The organism is Gordonia iterans, from assembly GCF_002993285.1.
Taxonomy (GTDB): Bacteria; Actinomycetota; Actinomycetes; order Mycobacteriales; family Mycobacteriaceae; genus Gordonia; species Gordonia iterans.
Window position 1 is genome coordinate 2,160,502 of record NZ_CP027433.1, and the last position, 22,319, is coordinate 2,182,820.

Annotated in this window: 17 protein-coding genes and 7 tRNA genes; 18 read left to right on the plus strand and 6 right to left on the minus strand. The window is 69.1% G+C overall.

Translation table 11 applies throughout. The features are described 5' to 3' along the window. Positions 1-55: 55 nt before the first annotated feature. Positions 56-3,769 (minus strand): helicase-related protein, encoded by a 3,714-nt coding sequence (locus tag C6V83_RS09895; protein ID WP_234353984.1) that lies wholly within the window; start codon positions 3,767-3,769, stop codon positions 56-58. Between the two features lie 223 nt (positions 3,770-3,992). On the opposite strand from C6V83_RS09895, the gene C6V83_RS09900 reads away from it, so the two are divergent. Continuing rightward, entirely contained in the window at positions 3,993-5,555 is a 1,563-nt protein-coding gene (locus C6V83_RS09900; protein ID WP_325027148.1) for an HNH endonuclease signature motif containing protein, read from the plus strand. 185 nt (positions 5,556-5,740) lie between these two features. Here C6V83_RS09900 and C6V83_RS09905 read toward each other — a convergent pair whose 3' ends face one another. Both C6V83_RS09905 and C6V83_RS09910 read right to left on the minus strand, forming a co-directional pair. Next, entirely contained in the window at positions 5,741-6,970 is a 1,230-nt protein-coding gene (locus C6V83_RS09905) for an esterase/lipase family protein (protein WP_105942272.1), read from the minus strand. A 155-nt stretch (positions 6,971-7,125) separates the two neighbouring features. After that, positions 7,126-7,197 (minus strand) — tRNA-Val (locus C6V83_RS09910). Between the two features lie 253 nt (positions 7,198-7,450). Here C6V83_RS09910 and C6V83_RS09915 point away from each other — a divergent pair. The 7 genes from C6V83_RS09915 to C6V83_RS09945 all read left to right on the plus strand — a co-directional run bounded on the left by C6V83_RS09915 (position 7,451) and on the right by C6V83_RS09945 (position 8,960). Then, positions 7,451-7,523, plus strand: a tRNA-Gly gene (locus tag C6V83_RS09915). Positions 7,524-7,571: 48 nt separating this feature from the next. Next, a tRNA-Cys gene (locus tag C6V83_RS09920) sits at positions 7,572-7,645 on the plus strand. A gap of 37 nt (positions 7,646-7,682) precedes the next feature. Further along, positions 7,683-7,757: transfer RNA gene (locus tag C6V83_RS09925), tRNA-Val, on the plus strand. Positions 7,758-7,948: 191 nt separating this feature from the next. Further along, a tRNA-Gly gene (locus C6V83_RS09930) sits at positions 7,949-8,021 on the plus strand. Positions 8,022-8,068: 47 nt separating this feature from the next. Then, positions 8,069-8,142, plus strand: a tRNA-Cys gene (locus tag C6V83_RS09935). 26 nt (positions 8,143-8,168) lie between these two features. Next, positions 8,169-8,243 (plus strand) — tRNA-Val (locus C6V83_RS09940). Positions 8,244-8,333: 90 nt separating this feature from the next. Next, entirely contained in the window at positions 8,334-8,960 is a 627-nt protein-coding gene (locus C6V83_RS09945; RefSeq protein WP_105942273.1) for a DUF1990 domain-containing protein, read from the plus strand. Here the strand turns inward: C6V83_RS09945 and C6V83_RS09950 are convergent. Beyond that, positions 8,891-9,916, minus strand: a complete 1,026-nt coding sequence (locus C6V83_RS09950) for a hypothetical protein (protein WP_105942274.1) — start codon at positions 9,914-9,916, stop codon at positions 8,891-8,893. The two genes, C6V83_RS09945 and C6V83_RS09950, sit on opposite strands and share 70 nt — an antisense overlap. Positions 9,917-10,006: 90 nt before the next feature. Next, positions 10,007-11,098, minus strand: a complete 1,092-nt coding sequence (locus C6V83_RS09955; protein WP_105942275.1) for an alpha/beta hydrolase — start codon at positions 11,096-11,098, stop codon at positions 10,007-10,009. Positions 11,099-11,225: 127 nt separating this feature from the next. On the opposite strand from C6V83_RS09955, the gene C6V83_RS09960 reads away from it, so the two are divergent. Continuing rightward, positions 11,226-11,657: a TIGR02611 family protein gene (locus tag C6V83_RS09960; protein WP_159067489.1), complete on the plus strand. Its 432-nt coding sequence runs from the start codon at positions 11,226-11,228 to the stop codon at positions 11,655-11,657. A 36-nt stretch (positions 11,658-11,693) separates the two neighbouring features. Here the strand turns inward: C6V83_RS09960 and C6V83_RS09965 are convergent, their stop codons facing one another. After that, a complete protein-coding gene (locus C6V83_RS09965) occupies positions 11,694-12,803 on the minus strand; it encodes an alpha/beta hydrolase fold domain-containing protein (protein ID WP_105942277.1) in 1,110 nt (369 codons plus the stop codon). 127 nt (positions 12,804-12,930) lie between these two features. On the opposite strand from C6V83_RS09965, the gene C6V83_RS09970 reads away from it, so the two are divergent. The 9 genes from C6V83_RS09970 to C6V83_RS10010 all read left to right on the plus strand — a co-directional run bounded on the left by C6V83_RS09970 (position 12,931) and on the right by C6V83_RS10010 (position 22,005). Continuing rightward, a complete protein-coding gene (locus tag C6V83_RS09970) occupies positions 12,931-14,250 on the plus strand; it encodes a glycosyltransferase 87 family protein (protein ID WP_234353670.1) in 1,320 nt (439 codons plus the stop codon). Between the two features lie 39 nt (positions 14,251-14,289). Next, complete coding sequence (gene thrS, locus C6V83_RS09975; RefSeq protein WP_234353671.1) at positions 14,290-16,368, plus strand: threonine--tRNA ligase; 2,079 nt, start codon at positions 14,290-14,292, stop codon at positions 16,366-16,368. After that, the gene (locus C6V83_RS09980; protein WP_105942278.1) at positions 16,365-16,922 is read left to right on the plus strand and encodes an HIT family protein; all 558 of its coding nucleotides are present in this window, start codon (positions 16,365-16,367) and stop codon (positions 16,920-16,922) included. Before thrS ends, C6V83_RS09980 begins: the two co-directional genes overlap by 4 nt. Further along, the gene (gene pgsA / locus C6V83_RS09985) at positions 16,919-17,605 is read left to right on the plus strand and encodes a phosphatidylinositol phosphate synthase (RefSeq protein WP_105942279.1); all 687 of its coding nucleotides are present in this window, start codon (positions 16,919-16,921) and stop codon (positions 17,603-17,605) included. The genes C6V83_RS09980 and pgsA overlap by 4 nt, the downstream gene beginning before the upstream one ends. 3 nt (positions 17,606-17,608) lie before the next feature. Then, on the plus strand, positions 17,609-18,508 hold the full coding sequence (locus C6V83_RS09990) for a phosphatidylinositol mannoside acyltransferase (RefSeq protein WP_105942280.1): 900 nt from the start codon (positions 17,609-17,611) through the stop codon (positions 18,506-18,508). Beyond that, complete coding sequence (locus C6V83_RS09995; RefSeq protein WP_105942281.1) at positions 18,505-19,629, plus strand: glycosyltransferase family 4 protein; 1,125 nt, start codon at positions 18,505-18,507, stop codon at positions 19,627-19,629. The genes C6V83_RS09990 and C6V83_RS09995 overlap by 4 nt, the downstream gene beginning before the upstream one ends. Before the next feature lie 10 nt (positions 19,630-19,639). Then, the gene (locus tag C6V83_RS10000) at positions 19,640-20,185 is read left to right on the plus strand and encodes a LemA family protein (protein WP_199832486.1); all 546 of its coding nucleotides are present in this window, start codon (positions 19,640-19,642) and stop codon (positions 20,183-20,185) included. A gap of 105 nt (positions 20,186-20,290) precedes the next feature. Beyond that, on the plus strand, positions 20,291-21,196 hold the full coding sequence (gene pdxS, locus C6V83_RS10005) for a pyridoxal 5'-phosphate synthase lyase subunit PdxS (RefSeq protein WP_105942282.1): 906 nt from the start codon (positions 20,291-20,293) through the stop codon (positions 21,194-21,196). Positions 21,197-21,222: 26 nt separating this feature from the next. Next, positions 21,223-22,005, plus strand: coding sequence for a PP2C family protein-serine/threonine phosphatase (locus tag C6V83_RS10010; protein WP_105942283.1), 783 nt, complete (start codon positions 21,223-21,225; stop codon positions 22,003-22,005). Positions 22,006-22,319 lie beyond the last annotated feature (314 nt).

Here is a 22,319-nt window from a genome sequence, read left to right on the forward strand (position 1 = left end):
ACACATCATGGTGTGCATGTGAAAGTCGGGGTCGTCGGGCGTGCGAGGCGCCGGTTCAGTGAGGCGGCCGCGCCTTGGACCAGGCGCTGTTCCAGTCGATCTCGACGCCGGCGAGATCGGCGCCGCCCGTGTCGAAATCGTGGAAGTAGTCGGCGAGGTAGCGCACCTCGTCGTACTCGGGCCCGCGGTCGCTGACTCGGACCATCGCGAGCCGGTGATCGTGCCCGGTGTTCTTGGCGTAGAGCACCTGGTTGGCACTGACGTGGAAGGTCGCGCCGCCCTCGACGCGACCCTTGACCTCGATGAAGACGGGCGGGCGACGCGTGCCCTCCGCGGTCGCGGGCGCGGGATGCTCGGAGATGATGTCGTAACCCGGGTTGTTGTGCGGCATCTCCTCCGGGAGGCGACCGAGGGCGATCTCGGCGGCGATCACCGCCGCCACGGCGCGTCGATCGGTCGCCGCGGTGTCGCGTGCGCGGTCTCCCACCGGGCCGTGGATCGCGCCGGCCGGGATCACGAGCATCGCGGCCTGGAGCACCGGCGGACGGGCATTGAGCGATGCATCCCGGTCGAGCTCGGCCATCCGGCGTCCGAGGCGGACCTCCAGCTCTTGCGCCAGCTGCTCGAGCCGCTCCGGGCTCTGGCGGCGTCGTCGTCGACTGCCGGCATCGCGCTCTTCCCGCAGCCGGGCGGCGTGTGACGAGAGATGGTTGATCTGCTCCACGAGGCGTTCCCGCACGGCGGACCGGGTCTTCTCGACGGTCGGGAGGAGGCGGTCGCGGACGTCGCGGAGATGGTTCTGCTGTGCGACGGTGGCGGCCCACGCGGTGGCGGTCTCTTCCAGGCGGGTGGCTTCGACACGGCTCGTCACTGCGTTCCTCACCGGCTCAACCATCGGCGAGGGGGTGGTTTCGACACGGTTCGTCACTGCGTTCCTCACCGGCTCAACCATCGGCGAGGGGGTGGCTTCGACGCGGTTCGTCACTGCGTTCCTCACCGGCTCAACCAGCGAGGGTCCGACCAGCGAGTGTTCCCCTTCGCTCCTTGAGCCGGGCGAGGTACGAGCCCGTGTCGAAAGGACCGTCACCGAGCTGTCCGAGGTGGCGTCAGGCAGCGGGACGAGGTCGAGGTGGGGAGCCGGTCCGGCATCGGAGACGCTGCCGTCGGCGTCGACCCGCACGAAGGCGAATCGCTTGCTCACCGCGACGCCGTGACCGTCGACCACCTCGCCGGACATCGCCACGATCACGTACGGCTCGGTGCTCGGATCCTCGGGTGCGAACAAGGTGGCACCGGAGCGCAGTGCGGCGGAGCGAGTATCGACGACGACGTCGAGCAGCTCGTCCATCAGCGGATGGCCGGGCGCCAGCAGATCCGCGCGGACCGTGCCGGACACCGCGGCCGGGTCAAAGGTGACGCGTTCGTACGCACGGGTGACGGGACGGCCGCCGTGCGCCTTGCGCGTGTCCCTGGCCCGCAGGACGGCGGGCACATTGGAGATCTGGAACCTGCCGTGCTCGCGCCTGGACAGTCGTCCGCCGAGTTCGCTGAACGCCGCGCGGAAGAAGCACTCGATGTAGTGCGGCTGCAGGCGACGGGCATGAGCCTCGTCCATCTCGCGGCGCAGCCGGTCGAGCTGAGTGCGGTTGAGCGTCTCGTGCGCCAGCGCGCGTTCGGCGATCAGCGTCTCGCAGCCCTCGGCGATCTCGGCGTTGACCACCCTTTCGATCTCCTCGAGACGCTGCGGGTCGTCGCCGTAGAGGATCGCGTTCCACAGCAGGTCACGCAGCGGCCGGTCGGCGAAGGCCTCGCCCAGGACGTCGAACAGCTTGCCGCCGTACGCCGCCCGCTGCTGCTCCATCTTGTCCAGCAGCCGGGCGTACACGTGCCCCTCGCGGGTCTCGTCGGCGACGATGTTCCACAGTCGGCAGACGTTCCGCTGACCGATGCGATGGATCCTGCCGAAGCGCTGCTCGATCCTGTTCGGATTCCACGGGAGGTCGTAATTGATCATCAGGTGCGCGGCCTGCAGATTGAGGCCCTCCCCGGCGGCGTCGGTGGCGACCAGAATCTGGCGCGTGGGCTCGTTGGTGAACTGCTCGCGGACGGCGATCCGATCAGTGCGCGACGTTCCGCCGTGGATGGTGAGCACGGCGTCGTCGTTCCCGATGATGTTCCGCAGCTGTTGCGCGAGGTAGTCGAGCGTGTCGCGGTGTTCGGTGAAGATGATGAGCTTTCGGGGGCGGCCGTCCTCGTCGCGCAGCAGGTTCCGATCAGTGAGGAGGCTCCGGAGCTGGCTCCACTTCTCGTCGATGCCGCGGTCGCGGACGCGCGTGGCGAGGGTGACGAGCTGGTCGAGCACGACGATCTCGGCGTCGAGTTCGGCGACGGTGCGCGCGGCCGTCGCCGCATCCAGGACCTCGTCTTCGAGGGTTTCGAACTCCTCGGCGGAGTACTCGTCGGCGTCGTAGTCGTCGAGATTCCGCAGGGAGTGGACCCCCGGGCCGTCCACCGGGCCGTCTGCCCGGACGCGCCCGGCGGCGAGATCGGTTCGTCTGTTCCGGAGCCGGTCGCGCCGCCGCTCGAGGCTGCGAAGCACGGCGTGGGTGCTGGAGGCGAGACGTCGCTGCAGCACGGTCAGCGCGAATCCTACGGTGCGCCGCTGCGGCGAATCCCCGTCGCGAATCACCTGATTCATCTGATGCCGGACGTAGTGGGTCACCTCCTCGTACAGTTCCCGCTCGTCGTGCGACAGTTTGTACGGCACGGTCTCGGCGATCCGTTCGGGAAACAGGGGCTTGCCCTCGAAGGTGAGGAGTTCCTCCTTGACCATGCGGCGCATGAGACCGGTGGTGTCTGCCGTGCCGCTGGACTGCTGTCGTCCGGCGAACCGGTCCTCGTCGAGCAGGGAGAGGAACACCTGGAAGTTGTCCTCGTTGCCCGCGTGCGGGGTGGCGGTCATCAGCAGGAGGTTCCGCGTGACGGTCCCCAGCAGCCGACCGAGTCTGAAGCGCTGCGTCTCGCGGAGGTCGCCGCCGGGGCCATGCCAGCTCGCCGACATTCTGTGCGCCTCGTCGACGACGACCAGGTCCCACTCGGAATCCTCCAGGTGAGCGAGCAGTTCGGGGTTCCGCGCGAGCTGGTCCATCCGCGCGATCATCAGCGGGTTCCCGGGAAACGGGTCGCCGTGGGGGCTCGCGGCGATCAGCTCGCGGCTGAGCACCGTGGCCTGGAGACCGAACTTGGATCCGAGCTCGTCCTGCCACTGTTCGACGAGACCTCCCGGTGCGACGATCAGCATTCGCGCGAGGTCGCCGCGCAGCAGCAGTTCCTTCGCGTACAGGCCGGCCATGATCGTCTTGCCGGCGCCGGGGTCGTCGGCGAGCAGGAAGCGCAACGGCGTTCGCGGGAGCAATTCGCCGTAGACCGCTCGCAGCTGATGGGGCAGGGGCGAGATGTCGCTGGTGGCGACCGCGACCATCGGATCGCCGATGCCGGCCATGGAAATCCGCAGCGCCTCGGTGGCGAGGCGGAACTGCTGCGGGTCTGCGCCGAAGGTCCAGCGGCGTCCTTCGTCCTGGACGAGGGTAACGGCGGCGAGGTCGTCGGCGAAGAGCATCTCCTCGCTGAACGCGCCGTCGTCGCCGCGGACGACGACTGTCGCGGATGTCTCGCTCTGCGGGGTGACGGCGACGAGAGTGACCGGAGTCGGCCAGCGGCCGGACAGCAGCATGCCCGGCTTCAGGTCGGTGATATGCAGCTCCCCCATGACCCCTCCTCGTCTCAGCTGTTCACACCATAATGTGCGGCTCTGACAGGGCTGCGCGTGTGGGCATCCAGACGTCAGGCCGGATCGCATCGACGGACCTCGGCGACGCCCGTTCCTTCGGAGGGTCTGTGCGAGGCAGTTGCGCCGTGGCAATTCTGTCGGAGGGGGACGATAGAGTCATTTCTAGTTAGAACACTTGAGCGAATCCGAGTGGCCGTGATCCGTGGGGCGGATCGGGCTCGACCGGTGCAAGAAGGTTCTAACCCGAGTCGGGAGGGGAGCGGTGATGGACGCCGTCACTCTGGTCGCGATGGCCGACGCATTGTCTGATGAGCTCACGGAAGGGGTCGCCCGCGATCGGCCGGGGGACGCTGAACCGTCCGGTCTCGGCGAGTTCCTCACTCGGGCGAGAGCAGTCGACGACGACAGGGAAGTGCTCGCGGTCGCCGCCGCCCTCCTGCGGCTGCGCAACGTGGTCGATCACGGGTTGGCGTGTGCGGTGGCAGCCGCCGAGCGGATGGCGATTCCTGCGCGCAAACGTGTACGCAGCGGTGCGGCCCTGTTGATGGGATTGGGGGCCGCGCCCGCGGTGGCGATGCGGGCTGCACGTCTGGGGTCGGCAGTCGACCGCGTCGAGGTGGTGTCTCGGGGTATGCGCGACGGGGCGGTCTCGGCCGAGTTCGGTGATGCGGTGGTCAGGGGCATGTCGCATGTCGACCGCCGCGTGGACGGGATCTCCGATGCAGAACGGGAGGCGGTGATCACGTCGCTGATGGTGCAGACGACGCCCGCGCAGGTCGCGGCAAAGGCGCGGGAATGGGCCATCGCGATGTCTCCGGAGGAGGCCGACGAGGGACGGCCGCCGGTCGCCGAGGATGCGGAACTGAACGAGATGACTTTGCGGCGCAGCGACGACGGCCGCGTCGAGGCGACACTCGACCTGGACGTGCTCGCCGGAGAGGAACTGTTCTCGGCGATCGACCCGCTGTGCCGGCCGGTGCCCGACGCCGACGGGTCACCGGACCCGCGCTCGGCGGCACAGCGACGTGCGGACGCACTGGGAGAGGTGGTGCGGACGTACTTGTCGGGATCGAACCGTCCGGAATCGGGTGGGGTGCTGCCGCACGTCACGCTGATCGTTCCCGTCGCGGCAACGGGCCTCGTCGTTCGGGACGAGGGGGCCCGCCGGGCGGCGGAGGGGACGGCAGGTGCTGTCGTAGAGAGGGTCGACGTGACGGCTGTTTCAGAGGAGTCCGGTGCAGAGGGGACTGCCGAGGAGCGTGCGGGCCGAGCAGGCGCCAGTGGCGGGGACGGCCGCGGTCGGCTTCCACGGGTGCCGACACTGGGCTTCTGCGGTGCGGTCTCAGCGCGGACCGCTGAACTGGTGATGTGCGAGGCGGCAGTGTGCGCATCGCTGGTGTCGGGGGAAGGCGTGCCGCTGTTCGTCGGCAGGGAGGCTCGATTGATGACGCCGGGTATCCGGAAGGCGCTCGCGATCCGCGACCGCGGGTGCGCCTTCCCCGGCTGCGGTGCTCCGGTCTCGCACTGCGATGCGCATCACGCGGTGGAGTGGAAGGACGGCGGTCCGACGAGCCTGGACAACGGTGTGCTGCTCTGCCGTCGGCATCACGGATGGATTCATCGACTGGGATGGGAGGTGTACATCGGTGCAGACCGGCATCCGTGGTTCGTGCCGCCTGTCGATCCGGAGCATCCCGACCGGGATCGAGAGCCCATGCGGTCGAACGCCAGGCGGACCCTGACCTGCCTTCCAGGCGCTGCATGACGGTCAGTCGTCGAAGGCTCATCACGGTGAGCCGTCGAAGACCGTGTCGGACGAAGGCTCCGGCGCGGTGCGTTGTTTGAGAATTTCATACAGGGGCCGGTGGCGTCGTCCGGCGGCATCCGGACGTGATGCGAGACCCGCACCAGCGGGGGTCCGGCGGAAACGTCGGGTCGTGGGCGATCCGGTCAGCCGATCCAGGCGACGAGTCGATCGGCGACTCGGGCGTCGTTGAGCAGGTTGAAGTGGTGGGTCCGGCCCAGGTGGAGGCCGTTCTCCGGGTCGAGTCCGATCCGGCGCGTCGCGTTGTGCCCGCCCGCACTGTGGTGCAGAACCAGGCCGTCGCCGAGGATCCGGCTCAGCGGATGTCTCGGGTCGCGGGCGACAGTGGCGGACACCCAGTAATGGTCAGCGCCGGGGAGGAGCGGGACCTCGGAGGCCATGGCGGCGGCGAGATCGTCGGGATCGCGGCCCTGCCAGTCGGCGTCGACCAGCGACCCGGCGCGCAGATCGCGGATTCCGGCGGACCGGCGTCGCAGGAGTCTCCCGAAGGCATCGGTCTCCGGCCGCGCCACCAGCACGGCCCCGGCATGGTGCGCCAGATTCTCCAGGGGAGCGCCGAGGTGCGGTGTGCCGAGGCTGATGCTGGTGCGCACCCGCCGGGTCCAGTCCTGGGCGGACTCGTGCCCGTGGTGGGCTGCGCTGCGTAGTACAAGGCCGCCCATCGAGTGACCGATGAGGTTGATGTCGGCGACGTCCTCCGGCCAGAAGCGAACCAGGTCGTCGAGCAGCTCGGCGAGGTCCTGCCCGTTGGTGGAGATGTGCCGGCCGGTGTTGTAGCGAACGAAGATGCAGGTGACGCCCTGGGCCCACAGCCGGTGCTCGTAAGGCGCCGATCGGCGTTGGCCGATCCGCCAGTGATGCTCGGTCTCGACCAGGCCGTGCACGAACACGGCGATCCGCCGTCCGGCCCGCGGAAAGGCGGCACGGAGGCCGGTCGACGTCGGCTCGACGCGCCGTCCCGCGACCCGAACCGAGACGTTGTCGTCGGTCAGTGCCGACTGAATCCCGTCGAGCTCGTCGCCGATGAGCCCGTTGACGATGCCGATCAGAGTCGCGCCCGCCGTGGTCGATGAGGGCGCCGACCGCAGCGGGAGATCGGCGAACTCCCCGGAGGTCGCGCCGGCCCGGGCGGTGGCCTCACCGATCACCCGGTACACGCCGTCGGCGACCCCGTCGTGCAGCGCTTTGGCCGGCGAGAGCGATGTCCCGAGACCCCGCCGCAGTATCGCGAAAGCCCGGTCCGAGATCGCCCGGTGGGTCTGATGGATCCCGGCGGATGCTTTGGACAGCTCGGTCAGGCCCAGTTCGGAGAGGGCCCGAACCTCTCGGCGGCGCTGGTCCACGTCGGTCGTCATTGCACTATGGTGCACAGTCGTGCACTGAAATTCAAGACGCCGACGTCCGAATCGTGTGCCCGCGAGCTGGAGGGGGTGCGCGTCCGCGTAGCGATGGAGATACGCGAACGACACAGGCCCCCTCCGTCGAACGAAGGGGGCCTGCGTGTTTCCGGTGGTCCCGGCTGGGATCGAACCAGCGACCTTCCCGGTGTGAACGGGACGCTCTTCCACTGAGCCACGGGACCGTGTTCCGTGTGGGCGCGGTTGCGCTTCACACGAGGAACGAGATTACACACCGATCCCGGCGGGGACCAAATCGGCTCCCCGGACGCACGTCGGGCGTGCTGCGCGGCCGCGGCACGGCCGGTCTGGCCCATGCGCAGCGGAAACACAGCAGTGTGATTCGCTGACCAGTCGATTTGTGTCGGGCGCGGTCGGGTGGCTAATGTTCTGTTCCGTTGGTGAGCGGTAGTCCACAAGACGGAAGTTCACCGACATGCGGATGTGGCGCAGCTGGTAGCGCATCACCTTGCCAAGGTGAGGGTCGCGGGTTCGAATCCCGTCATCCGCTCTGAGCGGACCCGAGCGGTTCGCGATCTGCACGCGTTCACTCGCCTGCGGTGACGTGGCCGAGTGGTGAGGCAACGGCCTGCAAAGCCGTGTACACGGGTTCGATTCCCGTCGTCACCTCCACGATTCGTCGGCTCGCCGGCGGAAAATTTCATTTCCCGCGCGATTAGCTCAGTGGGAGAGCGCTTCCCTGACACGGAAGAGGTCACAAGTTCAATCCTTGTATCGCGCACCAGAAGAGTTCGGGACCCGGCGCCGCAAGGGTCCCGAACTGCATCGGGCGGACCCTCCCGGAAGTGGGCCTGCCGGCGCCCTTGCTAGCGAGTGTTCAGTGCCCGTTCCAGCCGGTTTGCAATCGGCGACGCGCTACGGCTAGTGTTTGTTCTCGCCGGTGAGGACAGTGTCCACAAGACGCTTCACCGACATGCGGATGTGGCGCAGCTGGTAGCGCATCACCTTGCCAAGGTGAGGGTCGCGGGTTCGAATCCCGTCATCCGCTCGGAGAGAGCCGGACTCGCACAAGCTTTCGCGTGTCCCTCCGCACCGGGTGGCGTGGCCGAGTGGTGAGGCAACGGCCTGCAAAGCCGTGCACACGGGTTCGATTCCCGTCGCCACCTCCACCGAGTTCGAAAATCTTCATAGTCTCGCGCGATTAGCTCAGTGGGAGAGCGCTTCCCTGACACGGAAGAGGTCACAAGTTCAATCCTTGTATCGCGCACCAGCACGAAAGCCCGGATCTCTACTCCGGGCTTTCGTCGTCCGGGGGAGAAGTCCCGCACCAGGCGCCGAAGTCCACGACCGAGGAACGACGATGCTCTATCAGGACCTGTCCTACCCGACCGCTCTTCACGGAGCGAGTGTCCACCTGTGCAGCGCCGAAGACCCGGTCGAGTGCCCGGACGTGCACTCCGGCGACGCCGAACTACGAAAGCTCTTGGCGTACAACCGGTTCCACGTGGTCACGCACTGTGAGCTGATCGGCGGCGGTCGGCACGTCTTCGAGCATGCCGCGGCCCGGCTGCTCAGCGGTGCCGCGCATCGAGCGGCCCGCGCGCCGCTCCGCCGATCGGACCGCCCGGCGGCCCGCGAGCTAGAGCCGGGCGAGCGCGTCGAGGTGCGACCGTTCGGACTCGGCGCAGCCGCCTCCCCGTGTCGGGTGCTCGTGGCCGAATACACGCCGCGGCGCGCCGACCTCGTCTACGGCACCCTTCCGGGTCATCTCGAATGCGGCGAGGAACGGTTCTCCGTTGTGCTCGGCGACGACGACGCGGTCATCGTGGAGGTGGTGGCGTTCTCCCGTCCCGGCCGGCCGATCACCCGGATCGCCGGACCGCTGGGTCGCCGCCTCCAACAGGCGATGGCGCGACGTTACGTGCGCGCGATCGGCGATCTGACGGGCTCGCCGGCATTCTCCCGCTCCAGGAACCGTAATCGGTAGGAGAAGACGGCCAACGCGACCGCTCCGACGGCGGCGTTGATCAGCGCGCCGAACTGGACAGCCACGAAATCGAACACCTCGGTCAGCAGGATGGTCACCAGCGCCGCGGTCCGCAGCAGACGCAGCGGCCACAGGCGACCCCGCCGGAGGATCGCCATGGCCACCGCGACGACGCACAGCACCGACGCGACGAGCGATCCGCAGAACTGCCCGACCGCAGCGACCGTCGCGCCGCCCCCGGCGTCGATGTCGCGCGCGATCGTCGCCACGGCGGAGACCAGGCCGCTCACAGTGAACGCAGTCAGCAGCGCCGCGCACAGGGCCGTCGTCCACCAACCGGTCTGGATGCCGGCCTGCGTGTGCGCCAGACCCGCCCGGAGACGCTCCGCCGGTGTGGGCGGTGCGGCCGGGCAACAGTCGAGCAGCGCCGCTACCCGGGTCGCCGCCACCGCGTCGCCGTTCTGCGCGGCGGTGTCGAGCAGGTCCCGGATATGCCTGCGGTGCGCGGCGGTGATTCCCGAGACCAATGCGTCCCCCGTGGTCTCGACGGCCTCGACCAGACACTCGGCCGGGCTCCGCCGGTGCGAGTCCTGGATCACGCGGTTGATCAGCAGCAGCACGACGATCACCACGTACATGATTGCTACCGACGGAGCGTAGAAGTAGTCGTTGGTCTTGGTGACGAACTTGCCCACCTCGTCGAGGAAGAGGCCGAATCCGATGCCGCCGACGAGTACCGCGGCCCAGCGCGCCCGCCGACCGGTGAACGTGAACCCGATCGCCAAGGCGGCCGTCATCCCGGCGCCGCCCCACAGTGCGTGCGCGATGTGCAGCGTGGCCCCGCCGACCTGCGGATAGCCGGTGGCGGCCAGATAAGCCCGGGTCACCAGGATCGTCAGGATCCCGAGCACCACGAACGTCTCGACCAGGACGCCGCCGTCGGACCGCCGTATCATGCCTGTCAGTGTGCGCGACCGCGGCTTCGGTCGGGTGCTGAACGGGACGACGGCACGTCGTCCCGTGCGGCGCGTCAGCCGTCTGGCAGGTCAGTCGGCCGGGGTCACGTACTTCGCGGCGAGTCCGCCCAGCGCCTCGAACACGCGCTTGGAAGCCTCCGATGCGGGCAGCAGCAGCGGGAAGACGTGGAACATGCCCTCTTCCTCCATCGCCTTGACCGGCACCCCGGCCTCCCGGATCCGCTCGGCGAGCTCGCGGCAGCTGTCCCGGAACATCTCGTCCGAACCCCAGCAGATGAACGTCGGCGGGAACCAGGCGGGATCCGGATGCGTGTACACCGCCGACACGCGGTCGTCCCCGGGTTGCACGCCCTGCAGGTAGGGCGCGACCGGAATGCTCCACGGCAGCACGTCCTTCGGCGCGTTCTCGGTGACCGAGTCCTGGCTCAAGTCCAGATCGACCTCGGGCGAGAAGAGCGCCATCGCCGCCGGGCGGGGAAGGTGCTCCTCCCGCAGGTAGGTGATGAGCGACGTCGCCAGCCCCCCGCCGCCGGAGTCGCCCGCGACGATGAGGTGATCGGCGGGCACCCCGTCGACCAGGAGCGCACGGTAGACGGCGGCGGCGTCGTGCATGCCCGCCGGGTACGGGAACTCCGGCGCCATCCGGTAGTCGGGGATGAAGATCTGGCAGCCGCTGATACGGACCAGCGCGGCGGCGAACATGGTGTACATCATCGGGGTGGTCGCGACGTATCCGCCGCCGTGCAGGTACAGGATCGTGCCGCGCACCGGGAGGCGCTCACCGTCCTCGCCGACCTGGGCCTCCGCCTTGGCCCGGCACCAGATGCCCTCGACGCCGCCGATCATGTCTCGCTCGATCTCCACCTGGCCGATGCCGCCGACCACCGGGGGCAGGACGGCCGAGCAGATCCGGTCCAGGACCTTCTCCATGGCGCGGTACTCCTCGATCGGCAGGCTCAGCGTGTAGCCGAGGAAGGAGCGGACCGCCTGCCGGGTGATCGACTGACCCACGTTGTCGAGCAGACCCGCCGGGCCTTCCCAGGGGCGGGCGAACGGCACGCGGGCCAGCCCGTTCGCCATGGTGCCCACGAAACCCGCCACGGTGAGGGCGGCGATGGGGCCGGTTGCGCTGCGGACGCCTTCTCTGTCAGCCATGACCATGCCCTCAGGGTAGGTCATCCCGGGCGTCCGGCCGGCCGCCTGCCGCGTCGCCGTCCCAGGACGGACCCGGCCGGGCATGATGTGAGGCGGGGCCGGAGCATTCCGGAGGCAGGGGAGGACCATGGTCGTGCACGAACGCAGCCGTCGGCTGCGATGGAAGATCTGGGCGCGCAGGAAGCGCTACGCGATCCGCCGGAATCCGCGGCTCGATCGCCTGTATCGCGCCGCCGTGGCCGTCGTCGGAACCGTGATGATTCTCGCCGGAATGGTGATGGTCCCGCTGCCGACTCCGGGATTCGGATGGATCCTGATCTTCCTCGGGCTCGGCGTGCTCTCGACCGAGTTCACCTGGGCGAAGTGGCTCACCGGGCACGTACGTCGCGGGTACGACGCGGTGCGCCACTGGTTCGCGCGCCAGTCGGCGAACGAACGGATCGGCATGGTCACGGCACTGGCAGTGGTCGTCGTGACCGCGCTGTGGCTGTCCGGGTCGCTCGGGACCGCCGGCGGATGGGTCGGGTACGACTCGGCCTGGCTGTCCGGCCCGTTCCGCCGCTGACCCCGCGGCTGGGAGGTACCGGCCGCGGGCCGAGCGTTACGACGCGGTCCGGTCGGGGTGCACCGGCTGAGCGTGGTCGCCGGCGACGTCGGCGAGTCCACGCAGGACCCGTTTGGTGGCCTCGGCCCACGGCATCAGGATCGGGAAGATGTGGAACATCCCCTCCTCCTCGATCGCCTTGAGCGGAACACCCGACTCGTGCAGCCGATCGGCGAACGCCTCGATCCCGTCGCGGAACATCTCGGCCGACCCCCAGCTCACGAACGTCGGCGGATACCACGCGGGGTCCATGTCCGCATCGACCGCCGAGACCCGTCCGTCGTGGGGCTGGATGCCGCGCAGATAGGGGGCCACCGACAGGCTCCACGGCAGGATGTCGGTGGAGGCGTTCTCGGTGATCGACGGTCGGCTCAGGTCCATGTCGACCTCGGGCGAGAACAGCGCGAGCGCCGCCGGCGCGGGCAGGCCCTCGTCGTGCAGGTACTGGATCAGGGAGGTCGCGAGTCCGCCGCCGCTGGAGTCGCCGGCGAGGATCAGGTGCTCAGCGGGCACGCCCCGGTCGAGCAGCGCTCGGTAGACGTCGGCGACGTCGTGCATGCCCGCCGGGAACGGGAACTCAGGTGCTTCGCGGAAGTCGGGGATGAACACCTCGCATCCGGAGATCCGCACCAGTGCGGCGGCGAACATCGAGTACATCATCGGAGTCGAGCCGAAGAAGCTGCCGCCGTGCAGGTAGAGCACGGTGGCGCGCACGGGCAGGGCATCTCCGTCGTCGTCCACCTGCACCCGATCCTTGGCGCGGCACCAGATCCCCTCGACGCCGGCGATCACCTCGGTCTCGATCTCCACCTGGCCGAAGTGCCCGACGACCGGCGGCAGCACGGCGCGGGCGAGGCGGTCGACGGTGCGCTCCATCGACCGGAACTCGCTGATCGGGAGGCCGAGCGAGTAGCCGGCGACGGTGCGGGCCGCCTGGCGGGTGACCGCATGACCCAGGTTGTCGAGGAGACCCGACGGTCCCTGCCAGGGCTTTCGGAAGGGTACCCGGGCGACGCCGTTGACCAGCGTGTGCGCCAGTCCCGACATCGTCAGGAAGGCCGCGGCCCCGCTCGCGCTCTTCACACCGTCTCTGTCCGCCATCACCATGTGCTGCAGCCTAGTGGTTGCCGGCTCGCCGACGGCCGCGGACGGCAGGGAACCACCGTTCTGCGCTGATCCTGGCACGACTGCGAGCCTCAGCGATTCTGCGCCGCCGGAGACGTACTCTCTCCTCGTGCACGTTCCAGATCAGCCGGTCGAGCGGAGCCGGACGATCCCCGACGCGGTGATGATCGTGCTGTGTGCCGCAGCGGTCGGCGCCGCGGTGTGGCAGTTCGCCCTCTGGCCCTTCTGGGAGGGATACGGCCTGTGGGGAAACGGCATCGACGCCAAGGTCTACCGCGGGGGCGGACGGGCGGTGCTCACCGGCGCGCCCCTGTACGACGGCCCGGTGTTCCGCATCTGGCAGTTCACGTACACCCCCTTCGCGGCACTCCTGATGATCCCGCTGGGTCTGGTGGGCATGTCGGCCGCGGTGGGCGTCGTCAAGGCGACCAGCGTCGTCTGCTTGCTGCTGCTGATCGGGATGACCCTGCGAGCGCTGGGATTTCGGCGCGACTGGCGGTTCTGGACCGCCACCGTGGCGGCCGCGCTGGCGGTCAGCGTGCTGGAACCGGTCCGCACGACGCTGTGGAACGGCCAGATCAACCTGATCCTGGCCGTCCTGGTGGTGGGCTGCCTGACGCTCCCGCTCGGCCGCTGGCGCGGCATCGGCGTCGGCCTGGCGGCCGGTATCAAGCTGACCCCGATCTTCTTCTTCTGCTACTTCGCGGTCACCCGCCAGTGGCGCGCGGCGGTGGTGGCCGTACTCGCCTTCGGCGTCACCGTGGTCGTCGGACTGGCGGCCTTGCCCGGACAGGCCTGGAAGTTCTGGACGCACACGTTGTTCGACTCGACGCGGATCGGCCCGATCGATGCCGTCGCCAATCAGTCGATCAACGGTTTCCTCGTCCGCTCGGGTGTGCTCGGCGTGTGGCAACCGCCGCCGTGGCTCTGGGTGCCGGTCGGCACGGTGGTCGCCCTCGTCGCCCTCTACGTCGTGCGGAAGGCGTACCTGGCCGGCGCGACGATGCTCGCCGTGACCCTCACCGGGCTCACGACCTGCGCTGTCGCACCGTTCTCCTGGGGCCACCATTGGGTGTGGACGGTTCCGCTGCTGCTGATCTCCCTGGTCCAGGCGGCGGATGCGAGCCGCCGGGACCGGCCGGTCAGTTGGTGCTGGTGGCTGGCGCCGCTCGGCGTCTTCGTGGCGACCTTCGCCTGGCCGCAGTGGTACGCCGACCCCGAGGGCCGCTACTGGTGGCGCTTCGGCACCTTTCGGGTGTTCTGGGACGCCGACCCGCACGGCTGGCAGTGGATCGGCTCGTTGCTGGCCTCCGGCGACTACGTCATCGTGTTCCTGACGACGCTCGCGATCACGCTGTGGTGGACCCGCCGGCGGGACCCGATACGATTCAACGCGAGCGCCGTCCTTCCTCCGGAGACGGCGCGCTGACCTGTGAATCACGCCGATCCCACCCGAGGAGCCCGCACCGTGTCCGACCACGCCCCCGAACGAGCCGTCCTGCCGGAGTCCTTCCGGGTACCGGCCGGCACTACCGCGGGCGAGGCGATGCGCGAGCTCGGGCTGCCGAACAAGGGGCCGCAGGCCGTCGTCGTCGTCGCCGAGAGCGACGGCACCCTGCGCGATCTCTCCTGGTCGCCCGACTCCGACGTCGACGTGGCCCCGGTGCCCGCCGACTCCGAGGCCGGCCGCAGCGTGATCCGCCACTCGGCCGCGCACGTCCTGGCGCAGGCCGTCCAGGATCTGCACCCCGAGGCCAAGCTCGGCATCGGGCCGCCGATCAAGGACGGCTTCTACTACGACTTCGACGTCGCCGAGCCCTTCACCCCCGAGGACCTCAAGGCCCTCGAGAAGAAAATGAAGCAGATCATCAAGTCCGGCCAGCGGTTCTCCCGCCGGGTGTACGAGTCCAAGGACGAGGCGCGCGCGGAACTGGCCGGCGAACCCTTCAAGCTCGAGCTGATCGACGACAAGGGCGCCGCCGACGACGACGAGATCATGGAGGTCGGCGGTGCCGAGCTGACCGCCTACGACAACCTGAACCCGCGCACGGGCGAGCGGATCTGGGGCGACCTGTGTCGCGGCCCGCACGTGCCGACCACCAAGTACATCCCGGCGTTCAAGCTCACCCGGAGCTCGGCGGCCTATTGGCGCGGTGATCAGAGCCTGGCCGACCTCCAGCGCGTGTACGGCACCGCCTGGGAGAGCGTCGAGGCGATGGACGCGCATCTGGATCTGCTCGCCGAGGCCGAAAAACGCGACCATCGCCGGCTGGGCAGCGAACTGGACCTGTTCAGCTTCCCCGACGAGCTGGGTTCGGGTCTGCCGGTGTTCCACCCGAAGGGCGGCATCATCCGTCGCGAGATGGAGGACTACTCGCGCGAACAGCACGCCGCGGCCGGGTACGAGTTCGTGAACACGCCGCACGTCACCAAGGGCGACCTGTTCGAGCTGTCCGGCCACCTCGACTGGTACGCCGAAGGCATGTTCCCGCCGATGCATCTGGACGCGGAGTACAACGACGACGGCACCGTGCGCAAGCCCGGCCAGAACTACTACGTCAAGCCGATGAACTGCCCGATGCACAACCTGATCTACGCCTCCCGCGGGCGCAGCTATCGGGAGCTTCCGCTGCGGCTGTTCGAGTTCGGCTCGGTGTACCGCTACGAGAAGTCGGGAGTGGTCCACGGCCTGACCCGCGCGCGCGGCTTCACCCAGGACGACGCGCACATCTTCTGCACGCAGGAGCAGGTCGACGAGGAGCTCACGACCACCCTGCAGTTCGTCCTGCAACTGCTCAAGGACTACGGCCTCGACGACTTCTACCTCGAGCTCTCGACCAAGGACCCGGAGAAGTACGTCGGCACCGACGAAGTCTGGGACGAGGCGACCGAGACGCTCCGGCGCGTCGGCGAGGCATCCGGGCTGGAACTGGTGCCCGACCCCGAGGGCGCCGCCTTCTACGGCCCGAAGATCTCCGTCCAGGCCAAGGACGCGCTGGGTCGGACCTGGCAGATGTCGACCATTCAGCTCGATTTCAACCTGCCTGAGCGCTTCGACCTGGAGTACACCGCGTCGGACGGCACCAAGAAGCGTCCGGTGATGATTCACCGTGCGCTCTTCGGCTCCATCGAACGGTTCTTCGGCGTGCTCACCGAGCACTACGGCGGAGCGTTCCCGGTGTGGCTGGCGCCCGTCCAAGTGGTGGGCATCCCGGTGGCCGAGGCCTTTGCGCCGCACCTCCAGTTGGTGGTCAACCGGCTCAAATCACGCCGGGTGCGTGCCGAGGTGGACTACTCGGACGATCGCATGCAGAAGAAGATCCGCAACCACACCACGGCCAAGGTGCCGTTCATGCTGCTCGCCGGGGAGCGTGACGTGGAGGCCGGCGCGGTCAGCTTCCGCTTCCGCGACGGCACCCAGTTGAACGGGATCCCGGTCGACGACGCCGTCGTGGCGATCGACGAGTGGGAGGAGTCGCGCCGTAACGATTCGCCGACCGCGGAGACCATGCAGGCCGTGATCGACGCCGCCCGGAAGCGCCGATGAGCGGGCCCGATCAGCTCCAGCGGCTGTGGACGCCGCACCGGATGAGCTACATCACCGCCGAGCAGCCTCGCACGGCGGCCGACGGCGAGGAGCTGACCGGGCACCCGTTCCTCGACATTCCGCGGATGTCCGACGAGGACGGCCTGATCGTCGCTCGTGGCGAGCAGGTGTACGCGGTCCTGAACCTGTACCCGTACAACCCCGGTCACACCATGGTGGTGCCGTACCGCCGCGTCGCCGACCTGGAGGACCTGGCGCCGGCGGAGTCGGCCGAGCTGATGGCGTTCACGCAGCGGATGATCCGCACCATCAAGCACGTCTCGAACCCCGACGCCTTCAACGTCGGCCTGAATCTCGGGTCGGCCGGCGGCGGATCGCTCAGCGAGCACCTGCACCAGCACATCGTTCCGCGATGGACCGGCGACGCGAACTTCATCACCGTCGTCGGCGGCACCAAGGTGATTCCGCAACTGCTGCGAGACACGCGGGAACTGCTCGCGAACGCGTGGGAGTCCGTCGACGGGCCCCCGCCGGCGGAGGGCCGGGACCGATGATCAGTTTCAAGGGCCGCGAGGTGGTCTCCAAGGTCACCGATCCGCTGGGACGGGCGCTTCTCAAGCTCGGGCTGACCCCGGACATCATGACGATTCTCGGCACCGTCGCGACGGTGGCGGCGGCGATCGTCCTGTTCTCCCAGGGATACCTGTTCGCCGGGGCCCTCGTGTGCTGGGCCTTCGTGATGTTCGACATGGTCGACGGCGCCATGGCCCGGGCGCGAGGCGGAGGAACCCGTTTCGGATCGGTGCTCGACGCGACGTGCGACCGGATCGCCGACGGCGCGATCTTCGGCGCGCTGGCGTACTGGGCGGCGGTGACCCGCCCGCACGCTCTGCTGCTGATCGCCACACTGATCTGCCTGGTCACCTCCCAGGTGATCTCCTACGCCAAGGCCCGTGCGGAGGCGGCCGGACTGCACGGCGACGGCGGCCTGATCGAGCGCCCGGAGCGGCTGATCATCGTGCTGGTCGGCGCCGGCTTCACCACCTTTCCGGGTCTGCACTGGTGGTGGGCGATTCACGTCGCGATGTGGGCCCTGGCGGTGCTGTCGGTCGTCACGGTGTGTCAGCGCATGTGGTCCATCTACTGCTCGCCGGGTGCGCGTGACCTGATTCCGCCGCCGGCCAGACCCGGCGGGAACGCCGGCGGCCGCCCCGGCGATTCCGCGACGGAAAGCTGAGGCATGGGCGGCTGGCAGGAGACGGCAGCCGATCTCGGCTACCGCGCGGGCTGGAGCCTGGTCAAAGCGGCTCCCGAGTCGCTGGCGCGCACCCTGTTCGACGGTGTCGGGACGGTGGCCGGCACCCGCAACGGCGGACCGGCGCAGTTGCGCAAGAACCTCGGTCGCGTCCTCGGGTGCAGTCCGGCCGACGTCCCGGACGAGCTCATGGCCGAGGCGATGCGGTCGTACGCGCGATACTGGCGGGAGGCCTTCCGCCTCCCGGCGACCGATCCGGCGCGGATCGTGGAGCAGACCACGCTGTCGCCGGGCGGTGCCGAACGGGTCGCCGAACTCGTGGCGGAAGGGCGCGGCATCGTCTTCACGCTTCCGCACTCGGGGAACTGGGACACCTGCGGGGTATGGCTGGTGGCGCACCACGGGCAGTTCGCCACCGTCGCCGAACGATTGAAGCCGGAGTCGCTGTTCGAGCGCTTCGTCGCCTACCGCGAATCTCTCGGTTTCGAGGTCTTCCCGCTGACCGGAGGAGAGGAGCCGCCGTTCACGGCGCTCGCGCAGCGGCTCCGATCGGGCGGCATGGTGTGCCTGCTCGGCGATCGCGACCTGTCGCGGCACGGGGTCCCGGTCACCTTCTTCGGCGAGCCGACCCGGATGCCTGCCGGCCCGGCAAAACTCGCGCTCGAGACCGGTGCCGCACTCCTGGCGATCCACCACAGTTACACCGGTCCGGACAGTTCACTCATCCGGGTCACCGACGTCGAGGTCGACGACGTCGCCGCCACCACCCAGCGGGTCGCCGACGCCTTCGAGGCGGGCATCGCCGGAGCGCCCGCGGACTGGCACATGCTCCAACCGCTCTGGGAGGCAGACTGGTCGCAGGAACGGAAGGAGCGCCTGGCATGAAGATCGGGATGATCTGCCCCTACTCGTTCGACGTGCCCGGGGGCGTGCAGGCGCACGTGATCGAGTTGGCCGAGGTCTTCATCAGCCGCGGCCACGAGGTGCGTGTGCTCGCGCCCGCGGCGCTGGACACCGACCTGGCCGACTACGTCGACTCGGCGGGCCCGGCGCTGGCGATCCCGTACAACGGCTCGGTGTCGCGGGTGAACTTCTCGCCGAAGGGACTGCGCCGCCTGCGCCGTTGGATCGCCGATCACGAGTTCGACGTCCTGCACGTGCACGAGCCGAACTCGCCGAGCCTGTCGATGCTCTCCCTGATGGTCGCCACCGGCCCGATCGTGACGACGTTCCACACCGCGACCACGAAGTCGCTGTGGCTCTCGACCTTCGACAGCATGCTGCGGCAGTACCGAGAACGCATCGCGGGCAAGATCGCCGTCTCTGAGCTCGCCCGGCGCTGGCAGATGGAGTCGCTGGGGAACGACGCGGTGGAGATCCCCAACGGCATCAACGTGGCGCAGTTCGCGCAGGCCGAGCCGCTGGCGGGATTCCCGCGGGCGGGCCGCACCCTGGTGTTCCTCGGCCGGTTCGACGAGCCGCGCAAGGGCATCGACATCCTCATGCGGGCGCTGCCGCGCATCGTCGAGTGCTATCCGGACCTCACCGTGCTGGTGGTGGGCGGCGGCAACGAGGCGGCCCTGCGCAGGCGGGCCGGCGATCTCGCCGGACATCTCCGCTTCCTCGGCATGGTCGACGACGAGACCAAGGCCCGGGCGCTGCGCAGCGCGGACGTCTACGTCGCCCCGAACCTGGGAGGGGAGAGCTTCGGCATCGTGCTGGTGGAGGCGATGGCCGCCGGCGCCGCGGTGGTGGCCAGCGACTTGGTCGCCTTCTCCCGGGTGCTCGACGACGGCGCGGCCGGCCGGCTGGTGGAGACCGGATCGCCGGGCTCGCTCGCCGATGCGGTGATCGAACTGCTCGACGACGACGAGGCGCGCGAGGAACTGGTGGCGCGTGGTCGCCGCCGGGCCGCACGGTACGACTGGTCGCAGGTCGCCGACCAGATCCTCAAGGTGTACGAGACCGTCACACTGGGCGCCGGCCCGGTGGTGGTCTCCGATTAGGCCCCGGGAGATGACTGTCATCGAAGAGGCCGTGCTGGCAGGCGTCGTCGTCGGCGCCGCCTTGATCTGGCTGGCCGTGCTGGCCGCCACCCGGGCGAGCCGCTTGAATCGTCTGCACATCCGGGTCGATCTCACACGCACGTCGCTGCTCGCTGCGCTGGACCGGCGCGCCGTGGTGGCCCGGGCCATCGCGGCGTCGTCGTCGGATCCGGCCTTCGCGGCGGCGCTGGCCTCGGCCGCCACCGCCGCGGAGGACGCGGACCCGGACGAACGGGAGGCGGCCGAGAACCACCTGACGACGGTCCTCGCCGGCAGCGACACGGCAGACCGGCCCGCGGCGCTCACCGCCGAACTCGCCGACGCGCAGGCCCGAGTCAGCATCGCGCGACGCTTCTACAACGACTCGGTGCGCGACGCCCGGACCCTCGGGTCCCGCCGCATGGTCCGCTGGTTGCGCCTGGGCGGACATGCCGGTGCGCCGGACTACTTCGAGATCAGCGAACGTGTGACACAAGAACCCCCCAATTCCGACCCGGCTCCAGCGGAGGGGGATTGATCGGGAATACTGTTCTCGTTCACGCTGACGGGGGTAGCAGACCCGCGCCCTCGTGAGCACTGCCAGGGCCGCCGCGGCCGCAGCATCGATACCAGGGAGACCCGAGTGACCAGCGAGTCCACGAACAGTCCGACCACCGGCACCGCACGCGTGAAGCGCGGCATGGCAGAGATGCTCAAGGGTGGCGTGATCATGGACGTCGTGACGCCCGAGCAGGCCAAGATCGCCGAGGATTCCGGCGCGGTGGCCGTCATGGCGCTCGAACGCGTCCCGGCCGACATCCGTGCGCAGGGCGGCGTCTCCCGGATGAGCGATCCCGACATGATCGACGGCATCATCGAGGCCGTCTCGATCCCGGTGATGGCCAAGGCGCGTATCGGCCACTTCGTCGAGGCGCAGGTACTGCAGAGCCTGGGCGTCGACTACATCGACGAGTCCGAGGTGCTGACCCCGGCCGACTACACCAACCACATCGACAAGTGGGCGTTCACCGTGCCCTTCGTGTGCGGCGCGACCAATCTGGGCGAGGCGCTGCGCCGGATCACCGAGGGGGCGGCGATGATCCGCTCCAAGGGCGAAGCCGGCACCGGGGACGTGTCCAACGCCACCACCCACATGCGGAAGCTGCGCGATCAGATCCGCTGGCTCGGTTCCCTGCCCGAGGATGAGCTGTACGTCGCGGCCAAGGAATTGCAGGCGCCGTACGACCTGGTGGTCGAGGTGGCCCGGGAGGGCAAGCTGCCGGTGACGCTGTTCACCGCCGGCGGCATCGCCACCCCGGCGGACGCCGCGATGATGATGCAGCTCGGTGCCGAGGGCGTGTTCGTCGGATCGGGTATCTTCAAGTCGGGAAATCCGGCACAGCGTGCCGCTGCGATCGTCAAGGCGACGACCTTCTACGACGACCCCGACGTGTTGGCCACGGTCTCACGCGGGCTCGGCGAGGCGATGGTCGGCATCAACGTCGACGACATCCCGCAGCCGCATCGGCTGGCAGAACGCGGCTGGTGACTCCCCGGCCGGGCGAGGAGGCGCACATGAGCGAGTCGGTGATTCTGCGAGACACCCTGACCGCGGGCAGCGACGAGGTGGAGGGGCTGACGGTCCAGTGGGCCGTCGCCTGCCATGTCGGCAACGTGCGACCGGCCAACGAGGACGCGGCGCTCGTCCAGCCCGGGCGCTATCTGCTCGCCGACGGGATGGGCGGGCACGAGAGCGGCGAACTGGCCAGCGAGGCCGCCCTGCTGACGCTCGCCGCCGCCCCGGTCGGCGCGTCTCTGGCGCAGACCTCGGGCGCGCTGGAGGGTCTGCTCGTCGAAGCTCAGGACCGGATCGGTTCCCTGGAAGGCGATTCGGCGCGCCGGGCCGGCACCACCGCGACGGGCGTGGTGCTCGCCGCCGAGAGCGGTACTCCGCACTGGGTGGCGTTCAACATCGGCGACTCGCGCACCTACCTGGTGTCGGGCGGTCGGCTGCGTCCGGTCAGCGTCGACCATTCGCAGGTTCAGGAACTGGTCGACGGCGGCTTCCTCACCGCCGAACAAGCTCGTGTCGACCCGCGCCGCAACGTGATCACCCGCGCCCTCGGCGCCGGGATGACCACGCCGCAGGCGGACTTCTACGCATTCCCGGCCGTGGCCGGCGACACCGTGCTGCTCTGCTCGGACGGTCTCAACGGTGAACTGACCGACGACGAGATCGGGGCCGTGGTCACCGAATCACCGGACCTGGCTTCGGCGGCGCAGGCACTCGTCGAGTGCGCTCTCGACTCGGGCGGGCACGACAACGTGACCGTCGTCCTGGCCCGCGTCACCGACTGAGACGCCTCCGGTCTTGCCGGACATCGACGCTGCTGCTGGCCACCCGGCTGGTGGTCGTGCTCGGGATCGGCATCTTCCAGATCGCGCTCGTCTGAGGCCGGAGCGATGGCCGCCGAACTGGACAGCGTGATCTGATGCCGATCGAGATCGACGTCGACGTGCAACTGGGGGTTCCGGTAGTAATCGCGCGGAAAACAACACATATGGCTGGACCAGCGGCGATGGTGTTGTGATCGGTTCGGGCTGCGGGCGGGTGCGGTAGGTGCTTGGCTTGGCTGCCGATGAGGTTGGTCGGTGTGCTGGAGGTCGGGTTT